The following is a 23,592-nucleotide window of genomic DNA, read 5'->3' as shown; positions in this document are numbered from 1 at the left end:
CATGGCTGAAATCGTTATAGGAGTTGATGGGGGAACCACTGCAGTTAAGGCGGTCGCGTTTAACCTTTCCGGAGATGTCGTCTCCACGCGGCGTGAATCAGTGTCTGTCACGTACGGGGATCACGGTGAGGCTGAACAAGACATGAATCAGATCTGGGAGGCGGTCGCGACTTGTATTCGCAGTGTTGCTGACGTTCTGGACCCTGCCGACGACGTTGTCGCCATTGGGTTAACTGGGCAGGGGGATGGGGCATGGCTCGTGGACGAGAAGGGAACTCCCGTTCGCCCTGCAGCCATCTGGCTGGATGGCCGTGCCAGTCAGCGTGCCGAGCAGTGGAATGATGACGGCCGGGCAGTTCGGGTATTCGAGGTTACGGGAACCAAAATCTTCGGGGGTTTGTTCCCCCTTCTCATCGAGGAGCTATTGGAAACGGATCCACAGAATACCCGTCGTGCCGCCACCCACCTCAATTGCAAGGACTGGATCCGGTTCAAGCTCACTGGGGAGCGCCTTACCGATTACACGGAGGCGTCTAGGTCATACCTGGACGCGGCCACGGCAGAAGGGTTTTCCTTCCCCCTGGCCAAGGATTTAGGGCAGACGGAACTGCTCGATCTCCTCCCCGAGATACGTCGCTCCGAGGAGATCGGTGGTTATCTCACCGAGGAGGCTTCCCGAAGGGTGGGACTCCCAGTCGGGACTCCTGTCGGTATCGGAATGCTCGACATCGCGGTGACGGGGGTGGGACTGGGGGGCGGCTCATGATGGAGACGGCTGGCTGATCTTGGGCACTACTGGGTTCGTCGGAACGTTGCTGCCTTCTATCCACGACCGCCGTTCTGAGGAGTCCATGCTGGTGGCGACCGGACGCGGCACCCAAGTTTTGGAGTTCATGGCTCCTATGACTGGGACCCCGAACCTTGACTGGATACGGCACACTCTTGGGTTGGCCGACGAGAGTTGGGAGACCATCGAGGCTCGCGCGCGACTTTCCCGTCCGGGGGCGAACGGTGTTGTGTATCTGCCCTACGCGTCACCGGGAGGTGAGCGTGCGCCGTTCGTTGACACCAATGCTAGCGCCTCGTGGATGGGGATGTCTCTCACCACGACTCCCGAGGACGTGTTGCGAAGCGTCTACGAGGGGGTGGCACTGTCGTTGGCCGACTGCGTTGCACACTTGGCGATGACCGGTGATCTCGTCGTATCAGGCGGCGGATTCAGGTCCGATCTCGTCTGTGAGATTCTGGCCGATGTCACCGGGCAGTGTGTAGTGCGTCAGAGTGCTCCGGAGGCTGGGGCCCGCGGCGCGGCGGTTCTCGCGTTGGTTTCGGGCGGTCGTTACGACACGGTTGAGGATGCTTCGACAGCCATGACGTGTTCGTTTGAGTGCTTCGACCCGCATCCGGTACGCGGCGAGATTTATCGGGCCGTTGCAAACGTCTATTCCGACTCTCGCTCTGCGGTTTGCCCGGTGTGGCCGCAGATGCGGGCACTTCGCCAAATGGAGGAGACCGCCAATGTATCAGTCTGACGCCCCCGTCAAGGTTCTCGTGGCAGGAGACCAGTTCGAAACTGTCCAGGTGCTTGAATATGCGTTGCGCGAATCGGTCCCCGATGTGCGAATCACGGAATTGTCGTCCTCATGGCCGATTACTCCGATGGGCGACATTGACGAGGTCCATGAGGCGGTCGGTGACGTCGAGGAACTCATTCGGGCGCTTCAAGGGGTACAGGTGTGTGTAAGTCATACCTACCCGTTCACCAACGAGGTATTTGAGGCCTGCCCAGACTTGGAGCAGGTGACCATCACCCGTGGCGGTCCTGTCAACGTTGATATCGAGTCAGCGACCCGTCATGGCGTACGCGTGACTTATACACCGGGACGCAATGCGACGGCAACGGCAGAGCACACTATCGCCATGATTATGGCGGCAGTGCGACAGATCCCCGCCCACCATGAGTTACTCGCTTCAGGGGTTTGGGAGGGGGACGCATATCGGTACGACCAGGTTGGTATGGAAATCAAAGGGAATGACGTCGGTATCGTCGGATGCGGAGCGGTCGGGTGCCGGGTTGCGGCTGTGATGGCGGCCATGGGTGCGACCGTGCGTGTCTTCGACCCGTGGGCCACTCCTGATTCTTTTCCAGCTGGCGTGATGGCATGTGATGATCTCGATGAGGTTCTGAGGCTCAGCCGCATCCTCACTCTCCACGCTCGTGCCAACGAGGACAACCGTCACATGATTGGCGTTGAACAATTAGCTGAGATGCCTGATGGCTCCGTCCTCGTCAACTGTGCCCGTGGCTCGCTGGTCGACTATGACGCAGTGTGCGACGCCCTCGAGAACGGTCACCTCTACGCTGCTGCGTTCGACTGCCTTCCCCAGGAGCCGTTGCCTGAGGATTCCCGACTGTTGGCGACCTCGCGGGTGGTTCTTACCCCGCATATAGCAGGGGCGTCCAGGCAAGCCGCTGAGCTCGCGGCTCGTATTGCGGCAGATGATGTCGCTGCGTTTATGCAGGGACGCATACCCAAATACCTCGCCAACCCCGACGTTATCGATTGACACAGGAGGAAATCATGCTTTTGGAACAACAGCGGCAGGCCGTTGTCGACACTTGTCGGATGATGCAGGAACAAGGACTTGTCGTGGGGACTGCCGGGAATGTGTCAATCCGGGTTGACGACATGGTGGTGATTTCTCCCTCGGCGGTTCCTTACGAGAATCTCACCGCGGCTGACGTCGGCGTTCACGACATGGACGGTAAGGCGATCGAAGCTCGGTACAAGCCGTCCTCGGAGCTCCCGCTCCACCTGAGCGTGTATCGTGCCAGTGACGCCGATGCTATCACGCACAATCATGCCCCGGCATCAACGGCATTGGGGCTCGTCGTCGATGAAATCCCGTGGTCGCACTACTATTCTGGAATGTTCGGTGGCGCGGTCAGGGTTGCCCCTTACGCCGAGTTCGGAACCGATGAACTCGCCCGCAATGTTACCGAGGCACTTGACGGCCGTTCTGCGGCCTTGATGGCCAACCATGGCGCTATCACTACCGGGCCGACGGTTGACAAGGCACTCTCCCTGCTCCCCTATCTCGAGTACATTTGTGAGGTGCACCTTCGGGCAATGTCTACTGGACACCCGATTAAGGTGCTCGATGACAAGCAAACCGTCGACGCAACCCGAGGCATTGCCGGTTATAAGCCGAAGGTCGTGGACGAGGCCTAAGGGCACCCTGGCCGCCGTCAGGCCGACATTGCTCAATACATGCCCGTGGCAGGAGGGAAACGCTGATGCCAGAAGTCGGGCGCGGTGTGGTCATACCGTCTGCTACGAGTCAGACCCTGGACATAGCTATCGCAGCCCCATCGCCGAGTGTACTGCTAGCCGATGTCACTCTCGACACGCTCCCCGGGCTCGCGAAGCGGGTTTCGCGAGCCGGGAAGAAGGTCATCGTCCACGCCGACATGCTGTCTGGGCTGCATCCCAACTCAGCTGGGCTCGGATTCCTTAAGGGCCATTGTGGAGTAGATACGATCGTCAGCACCAATGCCAGGGTTGTCGAGACAGCCAGACGAAGTCATCTGCGGACGATATTCCGGGTGTTCCTGCTTGACTCGATAGCTCTACGGACCGCGAACCGCACTTTGAGCAATATCCAGGTTGACGCTATCGAGGTCCTTCCGGGGCCGATGGCGAAAGCCGCCATTAGTCAGATTCGTGCATCAGGTCCTAACCGGACGCTGCTGGCGGGAGGTTTCATTCGGACTAGTGGCTTAGTCGACGACTTGTTCGATGCCGGATTCGACGGTGTGACGACCTCATACCTACCGTTGTGGCAGGGGCACGTCGCGAGTTGACCAAACCCTAATTCGTGACGTCCTCGGACGTTACCTACGGCAGTGGAGGAGGACTACACATGCTCGAAGAACTCAAAGCCGAGGTCTGTCAGGGCAATCTTGAACTACCGCGTCACGGACTCGTGACGTGGACCTCGGGCAATCTGTCGGCTCGGGACCCTAGCACTGGCTTGGTCGTGATCAAACCCTCCGGAATGCGTTACGACGGTATGACTCCCGATGACATGGTCGTCGTCAACATTGAGGGCAAGATCATCGAAGGGGTCCGGGGACCGTCCTCGGACACGGCCTCTCACCTTTATGTGTATCGCCGGCATGATGACATTCGCAGCATCGTCCACACTCACTCCACCTTTGCTACCGCGTGGGCCGCCACCGGTCAGGACATCCCGTGTTCCCTGACGGCCGTTGCTGACGAGTTCGGTGGGCCCGTACCTTGTGCTGGTTATGCCCACATTGGCACCGAGCAGATCGGGGAGCAGGTCATGAGGTTCATCGACCAGTGTCCGGCAGTGCTTTTGAGGAAGCACGGTGTCTTTACCGTCGGGGCCTCCATCGAGAAAGCCCTCAAGGCGGCCGTCATGGTGGAGGACGTCGCACGAACTCTGGCCTACGCGACGATGATCGGTGACATTTCGTCGCTGCCGCAGTCTGAGATCGACGCCAACCATGATCGCTACATCAACCGTTACGGCACGGCTGCTGCGTCCACCGGGGTGACCTCCTGACTGCCTCAGTCACGATTCCTTATGGTCGAAGTGTCACAGCGCCAAGGGTTGTGAGGAGGGCCCTTCGCGGGTCACGGATAGGTCCAAGGTGGCACAATTCACATTCAAATCCATCACTTTTCACATAATTGCTGTTAATATGAACGTCATGAGTCGTTGTTGCTCGCGGTTGCGAGTGGGACTCCCCATACACGGCAGCGAGACATGGAGGAACCATGGGACTAAGGATCGTTGTCGCCGCTGATCCGGCGGCAGTCGAGTACAAGGATGTCGTCAAGGCTGACCTGGAAGCGGATTCGCGAGTCGATGACGTTATCGACGTCGGCGTTCAGGCTGGTGACGACACCCTCTACCCGCGCATCGGCATCAAGGGAGCTCACGTCATCAAGGACGGAAAAGCCGATCGAGGAATCTTTTTCTGCGGCACCGGGATGGGCATGGCCATCACGGCCAACAAGGTGCCAGGCATTCGCGCCTGCACCGCCCACGACTCCTTCTCCGTGGAGCGGCTCATCATGTCCAACGACGCCCACGTGCTATGCCTCGGCCAACGCGTCATCGGTCGCGAGCTCGCCCGTCGCTTAGCCCACGAGTTCATCGGGTACACCTTCGACCCGAGTTCCCACTCCAAGGCCAACATCGATCTCATCAACGCATATGAGTCAGGTGCCGGGGAAACCGTCCCTGGCACCTGCTGATACCGGATGGTTCAGACGTGCGCCGGCACACGTCTGAACCACCCCACCCCTGGGTCAACGCCTAGGGATGTCCAGAAAATGCCGCACCCGTCGCTGCGTGCGGATAACAGATCGCGGGACGCCCCGCCCTCACAAAGGAACACCGATGTTCACCACCTCTATCGGAGTCTTCGTCTTCGGACTCCTTGCCGCCATCGCCGGCGGTGCTGTCGGAGCTGCCATCGGCGGCAACTACGCCTTCGTCCTCACCGGCTTCTGCGTGCTGGCCTCTTGGGGAGTGTTTGCTGCAACCGGAAACACCTTCGGCTTGGACTACCTGGCCTTCGGCCCCTTCATGGGTCCGCACGTCGCCTTCGCTGGTGGCGTTGCGGCTGCCATCTATGCCCGGTACCGAGGGCGTCTGGGTGACGGCAAAGACGTCAACACCCCGCTTGCCGGCATCGGCCACCCCGACATCCTCTGCGTCGGTGCTGCCTTCGGCATTGTCGGTTACGTGTGCCAGATCGGCATCTCAAACATCCCGTGGTTCGGCAAGCACACCGACCCAGTCGCCCTGACGGTGCTGCTGTCCGGACTGTTGGCTCGCCTCATCTTTGGTGGAGTACCCGGCAAAGGACTGTTCCACGGTTCCCTGCACAACCCGGAACTCTTCCACGAAAACGCCACCAGTTTCCCGGCTAAAATTAAGCCGGGCCCCAACGGACGGTGGCTGGAGTGGCAGGAGAAACCCAGCCAGCTCCTCACCATTGGCTCACTGTTTGGCATCTTCGCCGGCGGTGCCTCTCTCTTCCTGGCCGCCAATGTCGGCGCCTACCTGACTACACGGGGACTCGCCAACACTCTGGCCGCTGCTAACGCCAACAGCTTTTGCTTCGGCATCTCGGCCGTCATCATCTTGTTCCTCATCACCAATCGGAACATGCCGGTCCAACACCACGTGACGAACATCGCCGGTTTGGCCGCGGTGCAGTTCTTCCCGCTGCTTATGGGTAAGACCTTTACCACTTACCACTGGACGTACACGTCCTCGTGGGATTCCCACACCTGGGGAATGGCCACTGTCGCCCTGGTCATCGCCGCATTCTTCGGTGTCTTCACTGCTGGCCTTGGCGAGTTCTGCGCCCGCCTCTGGTACGACCGCGGCACCAGCCATATCGATCCGCCCGCCGCTGCTATCTGGCTCGGTAACACCGTGGTCGTCTCGCTCGCCACCCTGTTCTCGTGACCTCGCTTCAGGAGTAGCAACCATGCATGATGTCATCGACGTACCTACTGATTTCGCCCGGGCCTACGTGTTCGACATGGACGGCACTATCTACCTCGGTGAGCACCTACTGCCGGGTGCTCGCCGCATGATCGAGGAATTGCGCCGTCGTGAGATCCCAGTGAGGTTTTTGTCGAACAACCCGACTAAGGACCCGGACCAGTACGTCGACAAGCTCACGAGATTGGGTCTGCCCACGGCCATCGAGGACATCTCCAATACGGTCGTGACGACAACGCGCTGGCTGGTCAACAACCACCCTGACGCTAAAGTTTTTGCGATCGCTGAGGAGCCCCTCAAGCGGAGCCTACGTGAGGCCGGGATCGAGTTGTGCGAGGACCCCGAGAAGATAGACATCGTCATCGCTTCGTATGACCGCACCTTCGACTACCGCAAACTCCAGATCGCCTTCGACGCCATCTGGTTCCACAAGCGGGCATTCCTCATCCAGACCAACCCAGATCGGTTCTGCCCCTTCCCGGGCGGTCGGGGCGAGCCCGACTGCGCTGCCATCACCGCAGCTATCGAGGCATGCACGGGACAACGGTGCAAGGTCAGCTTGGGCAAGCCGTCGCCGGTGATGCTTACCGAAGCCCTATCCGGCCTCGACGTTGACCCGACAGACTGCGTCATGGTCGGTGACCGGTTGCAAACCGACATCCAGATGGCCCTCGACACCGGAATGAAATCGGCCTGTGTGTTGACTGGCGAGGCCACTGCTGACGACGTTACAGCTCTCGACGCTGAGCATCGTCCCACCTGGACTCTGGATCGCATCGACCGGCTTATCCCAGCCTCGGCATGGCGCGAACTCGGCTGGACTGAAGATAACGATGACTGACAAGACGACCGAGCTGCGTGCACCGCTGCCGCAGAGACACTTCACAGGAGACAACGATGTTGAACAACGGCCCCTACCTTTTGGGCATCGACTATGGCACCGAGTCGTGCCGAGTTGCGATCTTTGACCTTGCGGGACGTCCGCTTACTTTCGCGGCAACCCCCTATAAGACCACTCACCCTCGTCCCGGCTGGGCCGAGCAGGACCCCGAAGAGTGGTGGAAGGCGCTGCAAGCGTCCTGCCATCGCGCTATTGCGGCTGCTGGAATCTCCCCGGCAGCTATCGCCGGTATCTCGTATGACGCTACGACGCTAACGATGGTTGCCATGGACGAGCGCGGCAACGAGTTACGTCCCGCCATGATGTGGATGGATGTCCGTGCTACCGAGCAGGCTGCACGCGCTGAGAACTCGGATTCGGTCGCCCGCCTCTACAACGGTGCTGGCGTTTCTCCGGCTACCGCCGAGTGGTACCCCTTCAAGGCCGCGTGGTTACGAGAGCACGAGCCGGAAACTTATCGCAGGGCCGCCCACCTCGTCGATGCCCCTGACTGGGTGACGTTCAAGCTCACCGGAGAATGGACGACCAACATCAACTCGGCCGCCATCCGGATGTACTACAACCGAGACAAGGGCGGTTGGCCGGAGGATTTCTATGAGACCATCGGCTGCGACGACGTCTTCGACAAGATCCCGGGAAGAGTCCTCGACCTGGGCACACCGGTCGGTACCCTCGGTACTATCCCGGCCCAGTTATTGGGTCTACGTCCCGGCATCCCGGTTGCCCAAGGACTTGGTGATGCCTGGGCCGGTCAGATCGGTCTCGGCGTGCTTGCGCCCGGTTCGATGGCTCTCATCACCGGCTCCTCGCACGTGCTCACCGGCCAGTCCGACACCGAGATCCACGGTGAGGGATTCTTCGGTGCCTACTCCGACGCCGTGATGCCCGGCCAGTACACCGTCGAAGGCAGCCAGGTCTCGACCGGTTCAGTGCTCAAGTGGTTCAAGGACAATTTTGCAGCCGACTACACCGCTGCTGCCGAGAAAATCGGCCTCAATCCGTACGACGTCCTTAACGAGCAGTCGCGAAACATCAGACCGGGTTCCGACGGTCTTATTATTAATGAGTATTTCCAGGGCAACCGCACTCCGTACACTGACTCGAAAGCTCGCGGCATTATCTGGGGTCTATCCCTTATGCACACTCCGGCGCATTTCTACCACGCTATTCAGGAATCGGTCTGCTATGGCACGGCCCACAACCTGCGCGCCATGAAGGCCGCTGGATTTGAGGTAGACCGCATGGTCGCCTGTGGTGGCGCCACGAAGAGCCGTGATTGGATACAGATGCACGCCGATGTACCTGGTGTGCCGATCGTGCTCACTGAGGTCGGGGACGCTGTGGTGCTCGGTACCTGCATGGTAGCTGCTGTCGGCGCTGGCTTGTTCAAGGATCTCCCCGAGGCGGCCACACAGATGGTCCACGAGATTGACTTCATTGAGCCGGACCAGGAGCGTCACGAGGAATATCAATATTACGTAGACAAGTACTGCGACACCTACCCGCAACTGTGCCCCATGATTCATGACATGGTCGATCACGAGGCCGACAAAACTGACGATCACACTGATCAGAGGAGAAGCAATGTCCGAATTGATTGACAAAGCGTTGGCCGATTGCGGCGACACGGACGTCGTGGTCATGGGCCGCAACGTGCTCGAGGAAACCGGGCGCGTCTTCAAGGAACTCTTCGGTGATGCGAAGGTCATCATTATCGCCGACGAGAACACCTGGGCCGTCGCTGGTGAACAGACCAAGGCATCCCTCGAGGGCGCCGGAGTCGAGACTGTCGAACCGATGATCTTCCCAGGGCGTCCAGCCGTTTACGCCTGCTACGCGAACGTTGAGAAGATCCGTGATCACATGCGCGACCTTGACGGGGTGATCGCTTGCTCAATCGGCTCGGGCACCCTCAACGACATCACCAAACGAGCCAGCGACGAACTGGGTCGGCGCTACATGAACGTATGTACCGCCGCCTCAATGGACGGCTACGCCGCCTTCGGTGCCTCGATTACCGAAAACGGTTTCAAGCACACCATGAGCTGCCGCGCCCCGCAAGCCCTCATCGCCGACCTGCCGACGATGGCCGGGGCTCCGCAACGCTGCACCGCTACCGGCCTGGGCGATCTCATTGAAAAGGTCCCGGCCGGTGCCGATTGGATCGTCGCCGACGAACTGGGCATCGAGCCGATCGACGACGAGGTGTGGGATCTCGTCCAGGGCCCGCTCACCAGTGCCATCAGCGATCCAGAGGGGCTGGCCAACGGTAAACCGGAGGCATTTGATGGCCTCATCGAAGGCCTCGTGATGTCCGGTCTAGCGATGCAGAAGTACCGCATCTCGTCGCGCCCGGCCTCGGGTGCCGGTCACCAATTCTCCCACCTGTGGGAGATGGAGCATCTCGGTATGGACCAAGACCCGCCACTGACCCACGGGTTCAAGGTGGGACTCGGCACGATCTCGGTGCTCGCTCTGTGGGAGAGAACGCTCAACCATGATTTCACCACCCTCGACGTCGACGCGGCTGTCGCCAAGTGGCCGTCGGCCGAGGAAATGGAGGCCAAGGTTCGCGCCAACTTCACGGGCGACATGCTCGAGCCTGCTGTCAGACAGACCATGGACAAATACCTCGACGCCGATGCGCTGCGAGAGCGTCTGGAACTGGTCAAGTCAACGTGGCCGACCATTCGAGAACGCTGCCGCTCCCAGGTCATGCCGGCTGCCAAGGTCGAGGAGATCATCAAGACTGTTGGTGGCATTTACCACCCGGCGCAGATCGGCCTGACTCGAGAGCGCTTCCACGACACCTACTACCGGTGCCAGATGATTCGGTCGCGCTACACCCTTCTCGACCTGCTCGTCGAGACCGGAACCATCGGCGATCTCGTTGAGTCGCTGTTCGAGCCTGACGGATTTTGGGGCCGGCGCCCCTGGCCGCAGGACTGAGTACCAGGACGACGTCGGGTGGGGCTGGCCACTCGCCCCAGCACCACCTGACCTCCTCGCGAGGAGGACACCATGAACAACAACTATGTGGTGGGACTGGATTTCGGCACGCTGTCCGGACGCGCTGTCGTCGTACGGGCCAGTGATGGTGCCGAGATGGGGGCCACCGTCCATGAGTATCCCCATGGGGTCATGGACCGCACCCTGAGCGCTGCCGACGGCCGTAAACTTCCGCCGGACTTCGCCCTCCAGGATCCTGCCGACTATTTGGAGACCCTCGAGACGATCGTCCGCGGGGCCGTGAAGGACGCCGGGGTCGATCCCGACCACATCGTCGGTATCGGGTTAGACGTCACCTCTGCCACCGTCGTCGCTGCGACGAAGGACGGCACTCCACTGTGTCAGCTACCTGAGTTCCGAAACGAGCCTCATGCCTGGGTCAAGCTCTGGAAGCACCACGGTGCTCAGGAACAGGCTGACCGCATCGTCAAGCTAGCCCAGGTGCGCCGGGAACCGTGGCTGGCACGGTACGGAGGAATCCTGTCCTCCGAGATGCTCATGCCCAAGGTATTGGAGACCCTGGAACGGGCCCCGCAGGTGTACCGGGCTGCCGATGTGTTCTGCAACGTATTGGATTGGCTGACGTGGAGGCTGACCGGGGTGTTGACGTTTTCGGCGGGCGATTCGGGGTACAAACGTATGTACCAGGATAGGACGTATCCGTCCCGCGACTACTTGATGAACCTCAACCCAGAGTTCGCCGATGTTTTCGCCGAGAAGATGAACGCCCCGGTGCTTCCCCTGGGAGCCCGGGTCGGTGGCCTGACGCCGGAGTTCTCCGAGCGTCTGGGGTTACCAGCCGGCACCACGGTGGCCAGCGGCAACATTGACGCCCACGTCACCGCGGCCGCCGTGCAAGCAGTGAAGAACGGCCAGATGACTGCGATCATGGGCACTTCGGCGTGCTACGTCGTTCCCGGGCCCCAGCTCAAGGAAGTCCCCGGAATGTTTGGCGTCGTCGATGGTGGGATCGTCGATGGTTCGTGGGGATTCGAGGCCGGGCAGACGGCGGTGGGCGACATCTTCGCCTGGTTCATCGACAACTGCGTTCCGGGCTCGTATGTCGACGAGGCCGACCACAGGGGCATCAGTGTCCACGACCTGCTTACCGAGAAATGTGCGAGGCAGGAGGTTGGGGCCCATGGTCTCATTGCCCTGGACTGGCACAACGGCAACCGGTCGGTGCTCGCGGATGCCAACCTGTCGGGAATGATCTTGGGTCAGACTCTCACCACCACCCCCGAGGACCAGTACCGGGCCCTGCTGGAGTCGACAGCTTTCGGGGCGCGTACCATCATCGAGTCGTTCCGGGACTCCGGGGTTGAGATCAACGAGTTGGTGGTGGCCGGCGGACTGACGAAGAACACATTCCTTATGCAGTTGTTCTGCGATATCTGGCGAGTTCCTCTGAGCGTTGGGACTATCAAACAGCCAGGCGCGCACGGATCTGCGGTGTTCGCGGCTGTCGCTGCCGATCTGTACCCCGACGTTACGGCTGCCTCTGCTGCGATGGGGGCGAAGGAAGCGGGGGTCTACCAGATCGACGAGCAACGCGCTGAGCAGTATGACGCCCTGTATGCCGAGTACGCTCAGCTCCACGATTACTTCGGCCGCGGTGGCAACCAGGTGATGCACCGCCTCAAAGAGATTCGATGCCAGGCCCATCTGCGGGCGCAGGAATCGACGGAAACGTCGAATAGCGGCAACGGTGCACATTTGTGACAGCTATAACGCCACACGTACATGACCTCCGGGGTACGAATAAGGTTGTGATGATGACCTGACCCCCACCTACCGCCCTGACGAGCGAAAACACATCACACACATCAGGCCTATAAGCCGATACGAGAGGAATATCGTGGCAACCGAACTGACGTGGACCGACACCGATAGGCTCGCTGTCGACACCGCTCGAGTGCTGGCGGCCGATGCCGTCGAGAAGACTGGTAACGGCCACCCCGGCACCGCTATTTCCCTAGCGCCGCTGGGCTATCTGCTTTACCACAAGGTCATGTCCATCGATCCGTCCGACCCGAATTGGCTCGGACGCGATCGCTTCATCATGTCGGCAGGACATTCCTCGCTGACCCAGTACACCCAGTTATACCTAGCAGGGCTGGGACTCGAGCTGTCCGACCTGGAGTCCCTGCGTACCTGGGGATCCCTGACTCCCGGCCACCCCGAATATGGCTTGACGAAGTTTGTCGAGACCACGACCGGCCCGCTGGGCGCCGGTGTTGCCAACGCCGTCGGCATGGCCATGGCAGCTCGTCGTGAACGCGGCCTGCTCGACCCGGACGCCGCTCCCGGTACGAGCCCCTTCGACCACTACATTTACGCCATTGCCGGTGACGGCTGTATGCAGGAAGGCATTGCGTCTGAGGCTTCGTCTCTGGCGGGGACCCAGGAACTGGGCAACCTCATCATGTTCTACGACGACAACCGGATCACCATCGAAGGTGATACCGCCATCGCCTTCTCTGAGAACGTCGAGGCCCGCTATGAGGCTTACGGTTGGCATGTCCAGCACGTCGATTTCACCAACGGCGGAACGATCTACGAGGAGAATGTCGAAGCCCTCATGGAGGCCATCGACAACGCCAAGGCTGTTACCGACAAGCCGTCTTTCATCCGTCTCACCACCGTCATCGGTTGGCCGATTCCGAAGCTCGCCGGTCTGGCCCAGGTACACGGTGCGAAGATTGGCACTGAGGGGGTCAGTGCCCTCAAGGAGAAGCTTGGCTTTGAAGACAAGCCGTTTGCCATCGACCTTGAGATGGTGCAACAGGTCCGTGCTGCTTTCGCTGAGCGCGGCAAGGGTCTGCGCGAAGTCTGGGACGAGAAGTTCGCCGCCTGGCATGACGCCAACCCAGACGGCGCTGCCCTGCTCGAGCGGATGCTCGCCCACAAGCTGCCCGACGACCTCGACATTCCCACCTTTGAGCCGGGCAAGATGAGCACCCGTAAGGCTTCGGGAGCTGTCCTGAGCGCTCTGGGTCCGCAGCTTCCCGAGCTGTGGGGCGGATCGGCCGACCTCGCCGGGTCGAACAACACGACCATGAAGGGGGCCGACTCCTTCCTGCCTGAAGATCGCTGCTCCGAGAAAGATCCAGGGAGTCCGTACGGGCGTACCATCCACTTCGGTGTTCGCGAGCACGCCATGGGTGGCATCCTCAATGGCATCACCCTGTCGGGTTTGACCCGCTGCTACGGCGGAACCTTCTTTGTCTTCTCCGATTACATGCGTCCGTCGGCGCGTCTTGCGGCCCTCATGAAGGTCCCGTCGATCTTCGTGTGGACTCACGACTCTATCGGCGTCGGTGAAGATGGACCTACCCACCAGCCGGTCGAGCACCTAGCCTCCTACCGAGCTATCCCAGGACTCGACATTGTCCGTCCCGCTGACGCCAACGAGACCGCCGTGGCATGGCGCACCATCGTGGAGCACACTGACCGTCCCGCCGGCCTGGTGCTGTCGCGTCAGGACCTGCCGACGATCGACCGCAGCGAATACGCCTCTGCCGAAGGTGTCGCCAAGGGTGCCTACGTGGTTTGCGAGGCCAGCGCCGAGCCCAAGGTCATCCTCATCGGTACTGGGTCCGAGCTGTCAGTGGCCCTCGAAGCACGCGAGAAGCTTGAGGCCGACGGGATCCCGACCCGCGTCGTCTCGATGCCGTGCCAAGAGTGGTTCGACGAACAGGACGAGGAGTACCGCGAGTCGGTGCTACCCAGCTCGGTGACCGCCCGAGTGAGCGTCGAGGCCGGCATCGCCATGGGCTGGGCAAAGTATGTCGGCTGCAAGGGCGCCTCGGTGTCCCTTGAGCACTTCGGCGCTTCGGCCTCTGGGGCACTGCTGTTCGAGAAGTTCGGATTTACCGCTGACCACGTTGCGGAGGTCGCTCACACCGTGTTGTGACACGGAGTGAGGCATACCGATGTCGAACCGACGCCGGGCAAATCAAGACGAGGAGATGCTCCACGTCGCGGAGATGTACTACTTCGAGCAGATGACCCATGCCGCCATTGCCCAGCGACTTTCAATAAGCCGTTGGACCGTCGGCAGGATCCTCGAGGAGGCTCGCCGTACGGGGATGGTCAAGATCACCATTGATCATCCCCTCGCCCGGCATCACCGGCTCGAAACCGAGTTAGTTGACACCTTCGGGTTGCAGTCGGCCGTCGTCGTGCCCGTTCAGGCCAATGACGAACTGACGATGGAGTTCGTCACTCGGATGGCAGCGCAGCGGTTATCCGAGTGGCGGCCACGACCGCGGGTAGTCGCGGTGAGTTGGGGTCGAACGACGGCCCATGTGGCCCAACACTTGGGGTCGGGTTGGAATCCTGACGTTGTTATTGCCCAGACCAATGGCGGAGTCGCCGTCACCAGGAATGATTTGGTGGGACGCTCCGTCGTGAGAATGGCCGAGCTAGGCCCGGGCCGATCCCTCACCTTGCAAGCCCCGACCGTCGTGGAATCAGCAGATCTCGGGGAGATGCTGCGTCAGGACGTGTCCGTTTCGCGTCCCCTGGAGGCTGCCCAGAACGCGGATCTCGTGGTGTATTCGCCAGGGGCGGTGAGCGCCGACTCGATTTTGGTGACGGCTGGCCATGTGACAACCAACGGTATTGACCAGCTGCGAAGCAAAGGGGCTAGCGCAGACATCATGAGCCACTATGTCGACGTCCATGGCCGCGTTGTCGATGAAGAATTGGATGCTCGCACGATCTCGGTAGACCTGGACTGTGTGAAGGTCAGGAATGACGGGGGCCACGGTCGTCCCTGGGCTCGGAGCGTACTGGTCGTCGCATCCGGAGCCGAAAAAGCAGAGGCTCTGGGGGTAGCCCTGCGCGGTGGTTTGTGTACTGACCTGGTTGTCGATGCCAGCGTTGCGGAGCTCGCTCTTGGGTGAAGGAGGGAGCCGCGGCCGTCATGCACGCAAGTGCAGGTTCTCGACGGAGGTGGGGATCGCGCGCGGCCCAGGGCTAGCGTGAATTGCGTCGGGCCCACAGCCGGGCCACAACCCACCTTCGGAGGTACGAAGATGCTCAGGATTGCCGTGCTTGGTGCGGGTGTCATGGCCACCGCATTGACCTTCCCTGCTGTCGAAAACGGTAACGAAGTCCGCCTCATTGGCACCCACCTCGATGACGACATCATCAATTCCATTCAGGCCACCCGGCAGCACCCGGTCCTTGAACTCAAGGTTGACGAGCGCGTCAAGGCGTACCATTTCGCTGACGCCGCCGAGGCCGTCAAGGGGGCTGACGTCATCATGAGCGGCGTCAACTCATTCGGAGTCAACTGGGCGGGTAGACAGCTGGCCAAACTAGCCAAGCCCGGGCAGATCATCCTGTGCGTAACTAAGGGTATGCAAGCCGATGAGGACGGCACCCTCCACATCCTGCCCGAGGTATTGAAGAAGCACATGGGGAACCTTGCCGACGAGGTCCACTGGGCGGCCATTGTTGGACCGTCCATTGCCGGTGAGCTGGCGGTGCATCGTGACACCTGCGTCGTATTCTGCGGCGAGGAGCAGGAGGTCCTTGACCGCTTGGCGGCGGCATACCGCACCGACTACTACCACGTCTGGACGTCTACCGACTTCGTCGGTCATGAAGTCGGTGCGTGCATGAAAAACGTCTTTGCCTTTGGTGGAGGTTTCGCCGCCGGCATGCTGGACAAGGCCGGGCAGACCGACGCTAAGTACGTCATGTACGACTACACCGCGGCGCTGTTTGGCGAAGGTGCCCGCGAGCTCAAACAGATGGTTGCCTTCATGGGCGGTGACCCGGAGGTGGCGACCGGCTTGGGCGGTGTCGGCGATATGTTCGTTACCACGATGGGCGGACGCAATGTGCGTGCCGGGACCTATGTCGGTGCCGGAGTGCCGTTCTCGCAAATCCGTAACGTCAAGATGAAAGGCATCACCCTGGAGGGGGTCGCCGCCATCGGCGTGGTTGGTAAGGCGATCGACAAGTTGACTCGGCGCGGAGTGATCGCTGAGACCGATTACCCATTGGTGCGCGCCCTCTACGACATCGTTGCCCACGATGCTCCCCTCGATTTGCCCTGGGAGAAGTTCTTCGGCGGAGAAAAGTGACGTTGGGTGATCGGAGTCGGAACACCGTGTCGAGGTACTCAGATGTCCTCAGTAATGTGCGTGCGAAAAATACCGGCCTAGGTGGGGACCGGGCATTGTGGTGCACGACGCGTCCTTTGACCGGGATTTTTCGCACCCGGTGAAGGCTGCCTCATGCGGCAGTCCGAGAGTCCGCTTGCCTTCCGTGAACGAGAGGTGCCGTTCGAACCGCCACGACTTAAACTCGTCTGGTCGTCTTAGAAAGGCTGTCATGAACAACGTCATCGAGGTCACTGATGCGACCTTCGTTTCCGAGGTTCTCGGTGCCTCCAAGCCGGTCCTCATCGATTACTGGGCCGACTGGTGTGCCCCCTGCAAGCAGCTCTCCCCGATCATCGAGGAGCTAGCTGGAACCTACGGCGACCGGATGGTCTTCGCTAAGGTCGACACTAACGCCAACGCCCGGGTTGCCGCGGAGCAAGGGATCATGTCACTGCCCACCATCCAGGTCTGGCAAGGTGGCCAGCTCGTCAAGTCGCTGCAAGGCGGCAAGTCAAAGAAGGCGCTGGTCAAAATCATCGAAGAATTTGTCGCCTAAGGAGGATCATGCCGTCTGCCACTAAGAAGGTTTCCCTGGTCCGTCGTAGTGAAGGCCACTACACCGCCACCAATGCGCGTGGTGGGCAAATTCGGCTTGGGGCCGGGAAGGACGCCGAGTTCACTCCTGTGGAGCTGCTGCTAGCCGCTATCGGCGGGTGCTCGTCCATTGATGTCGACACCGTGACAAGCCGTCGCGGTGAGCCTACCCAGTTCACCGTTTCCGTCTCGGGCACCAAACACAGCGACGAGGAAGGACGGGCGTCCCTGGGCGACGTCGCCGTCGACTTCCAGTTGAGCTTCCCCGATACTGAGGAAGGACGTGAGGCCGCCGGGCTGGTGAACCGGGTCGTCACGATGTCACGCGACAAAAATTGCACCGTCTCGCGGACCGTCGAGGCCCAGACTCCGGTGGCTTTCAGCATCGCCGGCGAGCCGTTGGACTGAGGTTTCCTGGCGGGTCGCTCTCGCCGCGTTTTACGCGGAGTGTGTTCACGAAGGGTCTTCCACAGGACATGAGGCGGCTGGACCCGGTGACGAAAAATCCCGGGCTCGGCCGCTTTACGGCATCAGGAGATGAGATCTCGCAGCCAGGTGATGATTTTGTCTTCGGCGTCGCGGGCCTGGGGGAAGGCGAGGGTGAAACTTTGGGTGCCATGAGCCATGCCGCGGACTGTTGTCAGTTCTACCGGCACCCCGGCGTCCTGGAGCTTGTGCTGCCACGCGATCGAGTCGTCACGCAGCGGATCCACCTCACAGTTGAGCAAAAATGTCGGCGGAAGGCCGTGCGCGTTCTCCAGGCAGGCAGGGTTAGTCAGCGGGTTGTCGAGACTTGCTCCGTGAGACAGATAACGCACGTGGCTGTGGTGCAGCGCGGCCGCTAGGTCAGGGGCGTCACGACGAGCCTCGGCCATTGCTTCGGAGGTGTCAGAAAGGTCGAGAACCGGCACCTCCAGGATTTGCCCAAGAATTGCGGGGTTGCCCTCGTCGCGGCACATGATCCCCGTCGCAGCGGCGAGGTTTCCACCCGCGGAATCGCCCCCTACGAGAATGCGTGAAGTGTCAAACCCCTTGTCAGGTCCGGTTTTGACTACCCACCGCACGACGTCAACGACATCATGTAGGTTCTCGGGGTAGTTGTGCTCGGGCAGCAATCGGTAATCGACACTGACGACACATACCCCGGCTCGCTTGGCGATGCTGGCTGTGCGGGAGAGCACGGTGCGTGGGGAACCGTGAACAAACGCCCCGCCGTGGGCCCATACCAGTACTGGAGCGGGGTTGGGGAGCCCCTTCGGCCGCTGAATGAGTACCGGGATCGGGTGAGTCCGTCCGGGGACCGTGCGGTCCTCGAGAATCACCGAGTCAGGGACCGCAGGTGTTATTTTTCCCCGCAGGCGGGCGGCCGCGTCATTGTCACGCGCCCGCTGCTCGGCGAGCGTTTGTTCTTCCTTCGGTTGACGATCCAGGATTTCTGCCAGTCGTGGATCCAGTTTCATATCACTTCACCCTCGTCACTCGTGTGATACACAACGACCCCAGGATGGCCAGGATGATCGTTGCAGTGAACAGTCCGGGATAGCCCACCGTCTTTACGAGGGCCGCACCAATGCCCGGTGCGAAGACGATCGGTAGAGAATTGGCGGCGTTGAGGAAGCCCAGGTCACGGGCGGCATCGTCGCGGTCGGGCAGCACCTCGACCATGAGAGCCCCGTCGACAGCCATATAGGTGCCGAACGCGGCCCCGCCCATCGCGGCGAAAATGGTGAGTGTCCACGGCTCGTTGACAAGGAAGAGGGGAATGACTCCAGCCCCGGCCACGAGCGGGGCGATCATTGTGAAGGGCTTGCGGCGCTTGATCTTGTCGGACCACGGTCCCGTGATAACGTCAAGGACGACTGCCGTGACGGCGAGGACTGCGGAGTTCATCGCGATGAGCCTTCCGGCGGTTGCTCGTGTCATGCCCATCTCATCGGTGGCGATGTACAGCTGGAATTGCATCACCATGAACAACGAGATCACGAAGAGAAATCGGCCTACTAGGATCCACCAGAACTGGCCGTCAGAGGGTGGCCTCATCTGAGCACCGAACTGGCGCCAGATGACGGGTGGACGGGGCGACCGGTGACGCAACGGGTGGGGTGGAAGCAGGATTACCACGATGATGCTCGATACCAGCATTATCCATGCCGCCATAAGGAACCCTTGCGATGGGTGGGTTACGAAGGCCCCGGCGATAACTGCCCCGATGATTTGGGCGAGGAGGTAGCCCGCGCCACCGAACGCTGAAACCTTACCGAGAGTGGAGTCGGGGATGTAGTCCGGTGGGATGGCGTTGAAAGCGCCAAGCATGCAGTTAAGCCCGCCCTGGTACACCATGTGCGCGACGACGAGGAGGGCAGGGTTGCGGGTTAAGCCGATGCAGGCGAAAGCCAGAGTGCCGACGATGGCACCCCCGATAATCCAGGGATTGCGCGGGCCGAGCTTGGACTGAGTGCGATCTGACAGCGTCCCGGCCAGGATCATGCAGATAACAGCAGCAATGGCGCCGGTGGTCGTGAGTAGGGCGAGTAAGTCGACTTTGTCTTCGGGCTTGGCCTCAGCGGCAAGTGCTGCCAATAGCGTGCCGCAGGCAGCTCCGACCGTCGCCCACCCAAATTGTCCGATGAACATCACTGCGCTGAGGCGACCGGTACTGGCGCACTGCTTGTGCCGGGGCTGAGCACCCTCTCGTGGGGTTGTCGTCATGGGGTCTGCTCCTTTGCGGTGAGGTGCGGGTCGGACCGCCCTTAACAAAACCCTAGTAACACTAGGTATTGTAGGACGCGACCCTCTGGTGTGGTCGATAGGGCCGATCGGACGCTGCGGGGTCCAAAATCCCGTTCCGGAGAGGGCTAAGCACCCCCTTGACTTGACCCTCCGCGAGGCGGGATTTTTGTTTATGGGGTGAGGAGGCCGGGGAGGGGAAGCGTCGTTGGCCGTAAGCTAATCCGGTGCCCAGGTCTCCGCTACGCCAACGTCATGGTCTGGAGTCAGCGTGGGTTCACACCCCCGATCATGGGGCGTGCCGTCGGTTGGCAACTGAGCGTGGAGTCGATGGCTGGCCCTGGTCTACCATGCGGGAATACCTAGTCGAGAAGCTCCCGAAGGTGGGTGGGCAGCGTGTTGATGAGATGCTCGATGAGGGAAGGTTCGTCGACGAGTCAGGGCGTACTTTCCGGCGGGATTCCCCCTTCACCCCGCAGACCTTCGTTTTCTTCCACCGAGACCTGCCTACAGAGACTCCCGTTCCGGCCGGGATCGGCATTCTCTATTCCGATGAACGCATTCTTGTGGTAGACAAGCCGCATTTCCTGTCCTCGATCCCGCGGGGCCGCCATGTGCTCGAATCGGTTGTTGTTCGACTGCGCACCCAATTGGGGCTGCCAGAACTAACGGTCGCTCACCGCCTCGATCGTGTTACCGCTGGAGTGTTACTGCTGACCCGGGAGCGAAAATGGCGTCGCCCGTACCAAGAGATATTCGAGCGTCGTGAGGTCGTCAAAAAGTATCGGTTGGTGGCACCCGTGGTGCACGATCCAGCTGGGGAGGGGGTTACCGCGACAAAAAGTGGCTGGCAGGTGAGGTCCCGGATTATTAAGGAGCGGGGGATTTTGCAGGCACGTGAAGTTCCCGGCGTACCGAATACTGTCACCGATATTGCGCTGATCGGTGAGCACGGCGGGTGGGGGCTGTACGAGGCGAGCCCTCGGACTGGTCGCACCCACCAAATTCGTCTCCACATGCAACGTTTGGGCGCTCCAATTGTGAATGACCCCTTTTACCCGGTAGTTCTCGACATCCCAGTCGATGATTTCACCCATCCTTTGCAGTTGCAGGCGTGGCGGATGGGATTTACCGACCCCGTCTCCGGCGACCCGAGAGCCTTCACCTCGAGATTAGGGTTAGCCGCTTGGCAGTGAGGGCAAAGTCATGCCCCTGACGTGATGCCAACCGACATGGGGTTTGTCTGTGTTCTGGCCATTTTTCAAGCGCCGCCCCACGTACCGGGCCTGTCACTGCCTATGTGCCTGCCCTGATTTCCCGCCGGCCGTACCCATTCTCCCCGCAGTGGGTCTCGCTCAGCGTGGGTGAACTGCCAACCCGTGGTTATTTTTTCCGATACGTGGGGAGCGGTGCCACTGGGGTGCTTGAGACCTTCGGGGGCTGACAGAAATCGTCACGTGAAGATATGGGGTTGGTTCAGGGATGGCTCAGTATCGAGGGATTCAGTGTCGGAGGTGGGGCCAGTACCGGGGCATGGTGCTCTGCCGCACGACATGCACGTTACGACATCGTCTGGCCGGCAATTGTCCCGGGTCAGGTTGGTCAAGGGCTCAGCGATGCCCCGACCCGTCGTGACCTGACGAAAAACGTCAGGGGGGAAAGAGACAGCGAGAAGAAACCTGCGCCGCATGCCGCTTACCTATGCCACGTCGCGTCCATGGCATCCGGACAGCATGTCACCGCACTACCTTGCGCGCGGGTGGTGCGGCGAAAACTGTCGAGTGCCTCAGCGACCTAGTTCAGTGAGGAACCTTTCGGCGTCTAGGGCAGCGCGGCACCCGGACCCGGCCGCGGTGACGGCTTGTTGGTAGTGGGAGTCGACCAGGTCGCCGCAGGCGAAAACTCCCGGCACATTGGTGCGGGTGGACGGCTCAGCGCACACGACGTAGCCGGCATCGTCCAGATCGACCTGGCCGCGCACCAGTTCGGAGCGCGGGTCATGGCCGATGGCCTCAAAAACGCCGGCAACTTCGAGTTGACGCTCCTCGCCGGTTTTGGTGTCTCGCAGGGTGATCGACTCGAGCTTCGACTCGCCCTGCATGGCGACGATCTCGCTATTCCACGCGAAGGTGATCTTGGGGTCGGCTGCGGCACGGTCGGCCATGATCTGAGAGGCGCGCAATTGGTCGCGGCGATGCACAAGGGTCACCGAGTTGGCGAACCGGGTGAGGAAAGTGGCCTCCTCAACCGCGGAGTCACCGCCACCAACGACGGCGATGTCTTTGCCGGTGAAGAAGAACCCGTCACAAGTGGCGCACCACGACACGCCGCGCCCGGACAACCGAGGCTCATCCTCAAGTCCGAGTTTGCGGTAGGCCGATCCCATGGCGAGGATAACAACGCGCGCCCTGTAGGTGTTTCCGTCAGTGTCGACGAGCTTCTTGATCTCACCGGTGAGGTCGATATCGGTGACGTCGTCGGCGATGAGCTCGGCTCCGAACCGTTCGGCCTGGGCACGCATCTGCGCCATGAGGTCGGGGCCCATGATCCCCTCGGAGAAGCCCGGGTAGTTTTCGACCTCGGTGGTCTGCATGAGGGCGCCGCCGGCATCCATTGACCCTTCAAATACCAGCGGCTTCAGTCCGGCGCGGGCGGTGTAGACAGCGGCGGTGTATCCGGCTGGCCCAGACCCTACGATGATGACGTCGCGCGGCTCGTCATTACCGTGGGTGTCGGCGCCGACGGTCTCAGGGAAGGGCTGGGTGGTGTCGATTTCCGAGGGATCGGACAGCGAAATGTTGCCGAGGATAGTGTTGGGTGCAAGGGCCTGAGTGGTCATGGCGTCTCCTGGTTAGTGACTGGTTCGGGGATCAACCTATTTAGCGCATGAAGCTGTTACGGCATTCCCGGAGGTTTGTACGCCCGGCGTGGGGCTTCCGGTGCTCTCTTTCATGACGAGGTGCCACGGTATGGGGACGTCGATTCCTGGTTGGTCCGCTTCCGATTGCCGCAATTCGATGGCAGCCGATCTTGATGAGGTGCTGTACCCGAGCACGAGTGTCAGGGTGTACGTGGGGACTCTCATGTACAACGTTAGAAACAGTGTTGACGGGCATCCCGGCTGCTTTGGCAACATCCACAAGGCGCGCTGTCATGGCCAGGATCTTATGATCTTCAGCGGGGGTTCAGCAATGTCAGGGGAACGACGTGTGAAGCGGGCTTTGCACCTCTCTTTATATCGTTGTTATAACCTATGGCAACGTTGCACAGAAGCCACGGCTGGGAGGATCCCTGGCGTGTCAGCAATAGGGCCTCGGCAATGAGATGGACGGGCCGTGGCAGATGGGCCACAAGACACCTGAGGAATACGCCCGGACCGTGACCGAGGTGTCCAACGCTTCCCACCGCTTCGACGACAATCCCATTGTGGCTACCTGTGGTTCCTCGGACCGCTCCATGCCCATCTTCGGGCGCCGGGAGCGCATCGTCGCCGATGTCGCATTCGACAGCCTGGACCTGGTGTCGGCCACGCCTACTACGAACCGATCGACGACGGCTTGATCCGTCTCGGCGTGGTTGCTGTCGGCAGGACCCGCATCGTCGTGCACCGGGATTCGGACCCCCGGACTAATCTCTCCTGTTAGTTACCTGACCATGGTCGGATGGGGTTGGCCGGTCGCGTGC

General features: G+C 60.9%; 23 protein-coding genes and 1 pseudogene. 20 read left to right on the top strand and 4 right to left on the bottom strand.

Going from position 1 to position 23,592, the window contains the following annotated elements; genetic code table 11:
• Position 1: 1 nt before the first annotated feature.
• From LRP59_RS01800 to LRP59_RS01720, 17 genes are all read left to right on the top strand, one after another.
• On the top strand, positions 2-766 hold the full coding sequence (locus LRP59_RS01800; protein ID WP_002531541.1) for an FGGY family carbohydrate kinase: 765 nt from the start codon (positions 2-4) through the stop codon (positions 764-766).
• 19 nt (positions 767-785) lie between these two features.
• Positions 786-1,532, top strand: a complete 747-nt coding sequence (locus LRP59_RS01795; protein WP_002512676.1) for an FGGY-family carbohydrate kinase — start codon at positions 786-788, stop codon at positions 1,530-1,532.
• Positions 1,519-2,568 (top strand): 2-hydroxyacid dehydrogenase, encoded by a 1,050-nt coding sequence (locus LRP59_RS01790; protein ID WP_002512675.1) that lies wholly within the window; start codon positions 1,519-1,521, stop codon positions 2,566-2,568. Before LRP59_RS01795 ends, LRP59_RS01790 begins: the two co-directional genes overlap by 14 nt.
• A gap of 14 nt (positions 2,569-2,582) precedes the next feature.
• Positions 2,583-3,233, top strand: a complete 651-nt coding sequence (locus LRP59_RS01785) for a class II aldolase/adducin family protein (protein ID WP_002512674.1) — start codon at positions 2,583-2,585, stop codon at positions 3,231-3,233.
• Positions 3,234-3,298: 65 nt separating this feature from the next.
• On the top strand, positions 3,299-3,865 hold the full coding sequence (locus LRP59_RS01780) for a glycerol-3-phosphate responsive antiterminator (protein WP_002512673.1): 567 nt from the start codon (positions 3,299-3,301) through the stop codon (positions 3,863-3,865).
• 59 nt (positions 3,866-3,924) lie between these two features.
• On the top strand, positions 3,925-4,593 hold the full coding sequence (locus tag LRP59_RS01775) for an L-ribulose-5-phosphate 4-epimerase (RefSeq protein ID WP_002512672.1): 669 nt from the start codon (positions 3,925-3,927) through the stop codon (positions 4,591-4,593).
• A 215-nt stretch (positions 4,594-4,808) separates the two neighbouring features.
• Positions 4,809-5,291 (top strand): RpiB/LacA/LacB family sugar-phosphate isomerase, encoded by a 483-nt coding sequence (locus tag LRP59_RS01770; protein ID WP_002512671.1) that lies wholly within the window; start codon positions 4,809-4,811, stop codon positions 5,289-5,291.
• A gap of 145 nt (positions 5,292-5,436) precedes the next feature.
• Positions 5,437-6,516 (top strand): hypothetical protein, encoded by a 1,080-nt coding sequence (locus tag LRP59_RS01765; protein WP_002512670.1) that lies wholly within the window; start codon positions 5,437-5,439, stop codon positions 6,514-6,516.
• 22 nt (positions 6,517-6,538) lie between these two features.
• Complete coding sequence (locus LRP59_RS01760; protein WP_002512669.1) at positions 6,539-7,396, top strand: HAD-IIA family hydrolase; 858 nt, start codon at positions 6,539-6,541, stop codon at positions 7,394-7,396.
• Positions 7,397-7,452: 56 nt separating this feature from the next.
• The gene (locus LRP59_RS01755) at positions 7,453-9,057 is read left to right on the top strand and encodes a ribulokinase (protein WP_002512668.1); all 1,605 of its coding nucleotides are present in this window, start codon (positions 7,453-7,455) and stop codon (positions 9,055-9,057) included.
• Positions 9,041-10,405 carry a sn-glycerol-1-phosphate dehydrogenase gene (locus tag LRP59_RS01750; RefSeq protein ID WP_002512667.1) on the top strand — a complete coding sequence of 455 codons (1,365 nt, stop codon included), beginning with the start codon at positions 9,041-9,043 and terminating at the stop codon, positions 10,403-10,405. Before LRP59_RS01755 ends, LRP59_RS01750 begins: the two co-directional genes overlap by 17 nt.
• A 72-nt stretch (positions 10,406-10,477) precedes the next feature.
• The gene (locus tag LRP59_RS01745; RefSeq protein ID WP_002512666.1) at positions 10,478-12,187 is read left to right on the top strand and encodes a ribulokinase; all 1,710 of its coding nucleotides are present in this window, start codon (positions 10,478-10,480) and stop codon (positions 12,185-12,187) included.
• A gap of 136 nt (positions 12,188-12,323) precedes the next feature.
• Complete coding sequence (tkt, locus tag LRP59_RS01740) at positions 12,324-14,381, top strand: transketolase (RefSeq protein WP_002512665.1); 2,058 nt, start codon at positions 12,324-12,326, stop codon at positions 14,379-14,381.
• Between the two features lie 19 nt (positions 14,382-14,400).
• A complete protein-coding gene (locus tag LRP59_RS01735; RefSeq protein ID WP_002512664.1) occupies positions 14,401-15,375 on the top strand; it encodes a sugar-binding transcriptional regulator in 975 nt (324 codons plus the stop codon).
• A gap of 132 nt (positions 15,376-15,507) precedes the next feature.
• Entirely contained in the window at positions 15,508-16,566 is a 1,059-nt protein-coding gene (locus LRP59_RS01730) for a glycerol-3-phosphate dehydrogenase (RefSeq protein ID WP_002512663.1), read from the top strand.
• Between the two features lie 250 nt (positions 16,567-16,816).
• Positions 16,817-17,143 (top strand): thioredoxin, encoded by a 327-nt coding sequence (gene trxA / locus LRP59_RS01725; protein ID WP_002512662.1) that lies wholly within the window; start codon positions 16,817-16,819, stop codon positions 17,141-17,143.
• A gap of 8 nt (positions 17,144-17,151) precedes the next feature.
• Positions 17,152-17,589: an OsmC family protein gene (locus tag LRP59_RS01720; protein WP_002512661.1), complete on the top strand. Its 438-nt coding sequence runs from the start codon at positions 17,152-17,154 to the stop codon at positions 17,587-17,589.
• A gap of 122 nt (positions 17,590-17,711) precedes the next feature.
• Here LRP59_RS01720 and LRP59_RS01715 read toward each other — a convergent pair whose 3' ends face one another.
• Positions 17,712-18,641: an alpha/beta hydrolase gene (locus LRP59_RS01715; protein WP_002512660.1), complete on the bottom strand. Its 930-nt coding sequence runs from the start codon at positions 18,639-18,641 to the stop codon at positions 17,712-17,714.
• A 1-nt stretch (position 18,642) separates the two neighbouring features.
• Complete coding sequence (locus LRP59_RS01710; protein ID WP_002520869.1) at positions 18,643-19,815, bottom strand: MFS transporter; 1,173 nt, start codon at positions 19,813-19,815, stop codon at positions 18,643-18,645.
• A gap of 443 nt (positions 19,816-20,258) precedes the next feature.
• On the opposite strand from LRP59_RS01710, the gene LRP59_RS01705 reads away from it, so the two are divergent.
• Complete coding sequence (locus LRP59_RS01705) at positions 20,259-21,104, top strand: RluA family pseudouridine synthase (RefSeq protein WP_002512658.1); 846 nt, start codon at positions 20,259-20,261, stop codon at positions 21,102-21,104.
• Positions 21,105-21,151: 47 nt separating this feature from the next.
• Complete coding sequence (locus tag LRP59_RS01700; protein WP_074025663.1) at positions 21,152-21,352, top strand: hypothetical protein; 201 nt, start codon at positions 21,152-21,154, stop codon at positions 21,350-21,352.
• Between the two features lie 342 nt (positions 21,353-21,694).
• On the opposite strand, the gene trxB is transcribed toward LRP59_RS01700, so the two are convergent.
• Positions 21,695-22,747, bottom strand: coding sequence for a thioredoxin-disulfide reductase (gene trxB / locus LRP59_RS01695; RefSeq protein WP_002512657.1), 1,053 nt, complete (start codon positions 22,745-22,747; stop codon positions 21,695-21,697).
• Between the two features lie 40 nt (positions 22,748-22,787).
• Positions 22,788-23,024 (bottom strand): LacI family DNA-binding transcriptional regulator, encoded by a 237-nt coding sequence (locus tag LRP59_RS01690; RefSeq protein ID WP_230613965.1) that lies wholly within the window; start codon positions 23,022-23,024, stop codon positions 22,788-22,790.
• Here LRP59_RS01690 and LRP59_RS01685 point away from each other — a divergent pair.
• A pseudogene (locus LRP59_RS01685) lies at positions 22,926-23,552 on the top strand (alpha-L-arabinofuranosidase). The gene LRP59_RS01690 and the pseudogene LRP59_RS01685 overlap by 99 nt on opposite strands.
• The last annotated feature ends 40 nt before the right edge of the window (positions 23,553-23,592 follow it).

The sequence above is a fragment of the Cutibacterium sp. 37298 genome (assembly GCF_023838685.1).
Lineage (GTDB): Bacteria > Actinomycetota > Actinomycetes > Propionibacteriales > Propionibacteriaceae > Cutibacterium > Cutibacterium acnes.
Note: the sequence above shows the minus strand (reverse complement) of the source record. Positions and strands in the feature narration are given on the sequence as shown.

Excerpts from the sequence above, each read along its gene's own strand:
- LRP59_RS01800 (WP_002531541.1), top strand. The coding sequence starts at position 2 with ATGGCTGAAATCGTTATAGGAGTTGATGGGGGAACCACTGCAGTTAAG.
- LRP59_RS01790 (WP_002512675.1), top strand. The coding sequence starts at position 1,519 with ATGTATCAGTCTGACGCCCCCGTCAAGGTTCTCGTGGCAGGAGACCAG.
- LRP59_RS01785 (WP_002512674.1), top strand. The coding sequence starts at position 2,583 with ATGCTTTTGGAACAACAGCGGCAGGCCGTTGTCGACACTTGTCGGATG.
- LRP59_RS01780 (WP_002512673.1), top strand. The coding sequence starts at position 3,299 with ATGCCAGAAGTCGGGCGCGGTGTGGTCATACCGTCTGCTACGAGTCAG.
- LRP59_RS01775 (WP_002512672.1), top strand. The coding sequence starts at position 3,925 with ATGCTCGAAGAACTCAAAGCCGAGGTCTGTCAGGGCAATCTTGAACTA.
- LRP59_RS01770 (WP_002512671.1), top strand. The coding sequence starts at position 4,809 with ATGGGACTAAGGATCGTTGTCGCCGCTGATCCGGCGGCAGTCGAGTAC.
- LRP59_RS01765 (WP_002512670.1), top strand. The coding sequence starts at position 5,437 with ATGTTCACCACCTCTATCGGAGTCTTCGTCTTCGGACTCCTTGCCGCC.
- LRP59_RS01760 (WP_002512669.1), top strand. The coding sequence starts at position 6,539 with ATGCATGATGTCATCGACGTACCTACTGATTTCGCCCGGGCCTACGTG.
- LRP59_RS01755 (WP_002512668.1), top strand. The coding sequence starts at position 7,453 with ATGTTGAACAACGGCCCCTACCTTTTGGGCATCGACTATGGCACCGAG.
- LRP59_RS01750 (WP_002512667.1), top strand. The coding sequence starts at position 9,041 with ATGTCCGAATTGATTGACAAAGCGTTGGCCGATTGCGGCGACACGGAC.
- LRP59_RS01745 (WP_002512666.1), top strand. The coding sequence starts at position 10,478 with ATGAACAACAACTATGTGGTGGGACTGGATTTCGGCACGCTGTCCGGA.
- LRP59_RS01735 (WP_002512664.1), top strand. The coding sequence starts at position 14,401 with ATGTCGAACCGACGCCGGGCAAATCAAGACGAGGAGATGCTCCACGTC.
- LRP59_RS01730 (WP_002512663.1), top strand. The coding sequence starts at position 15,508 with ATGCTCAGGATTGCCGTGCTTGGTGCGGGTGTCATGGCCACCGCATTG.
- trxA (WP_002512662.1), top strand. The coding sequence starts at position 16,817 with ATGAACAACGTCATCGAGGTCACTGATGCGACCTTCGTTTCCGAGGTT.
- LRP59_RS01720 (WP_002512661.1), top strand. The coding sequence starts at position 17,152 with ATGCCGTCTGCCACTAAGAAGGTTTCCCTGGTCCGTCGTAGTGAAGGC.
- LRP59_RS01715 (WP_002512660.1), bottom strand. The coding sequence starts at position 18,641 with ATGAAACTGGATCCACGACTGGCAGAAATCCTGGATCGTCAACCGAAG.
- LRP59_RS01710 (WP_002520869.1), bottom strand. The coding sequence starts at position 19,815 with ATGTTCATCGGACAATTTGGGTGGGCGACGGTCGGAGCTGCCTGCGGC.
- LRP59_RS01705 (WP_002512658.1), top strand. The coding sequence starts at position 20,259 with ATGCGGGAATACCTAGTCGAGAAGCTCCCGAAGGTGGGTGGGCAGCGT.
- trxB (WP_002512657.1), bottom strand. The coding sequence starts at position 22,747 with ATGACCACTCAGGCCCTTGCACCCAACACTATCCTCGGCAACATTTCG.
- LRP59_RS01690 (WP_230613965.1), bottom strand. The coding sequence starts at position 23,024 with ATGCCCGTCAACACTGTTTCTAACGTTGTACATGAGAGTCCCCACGTA.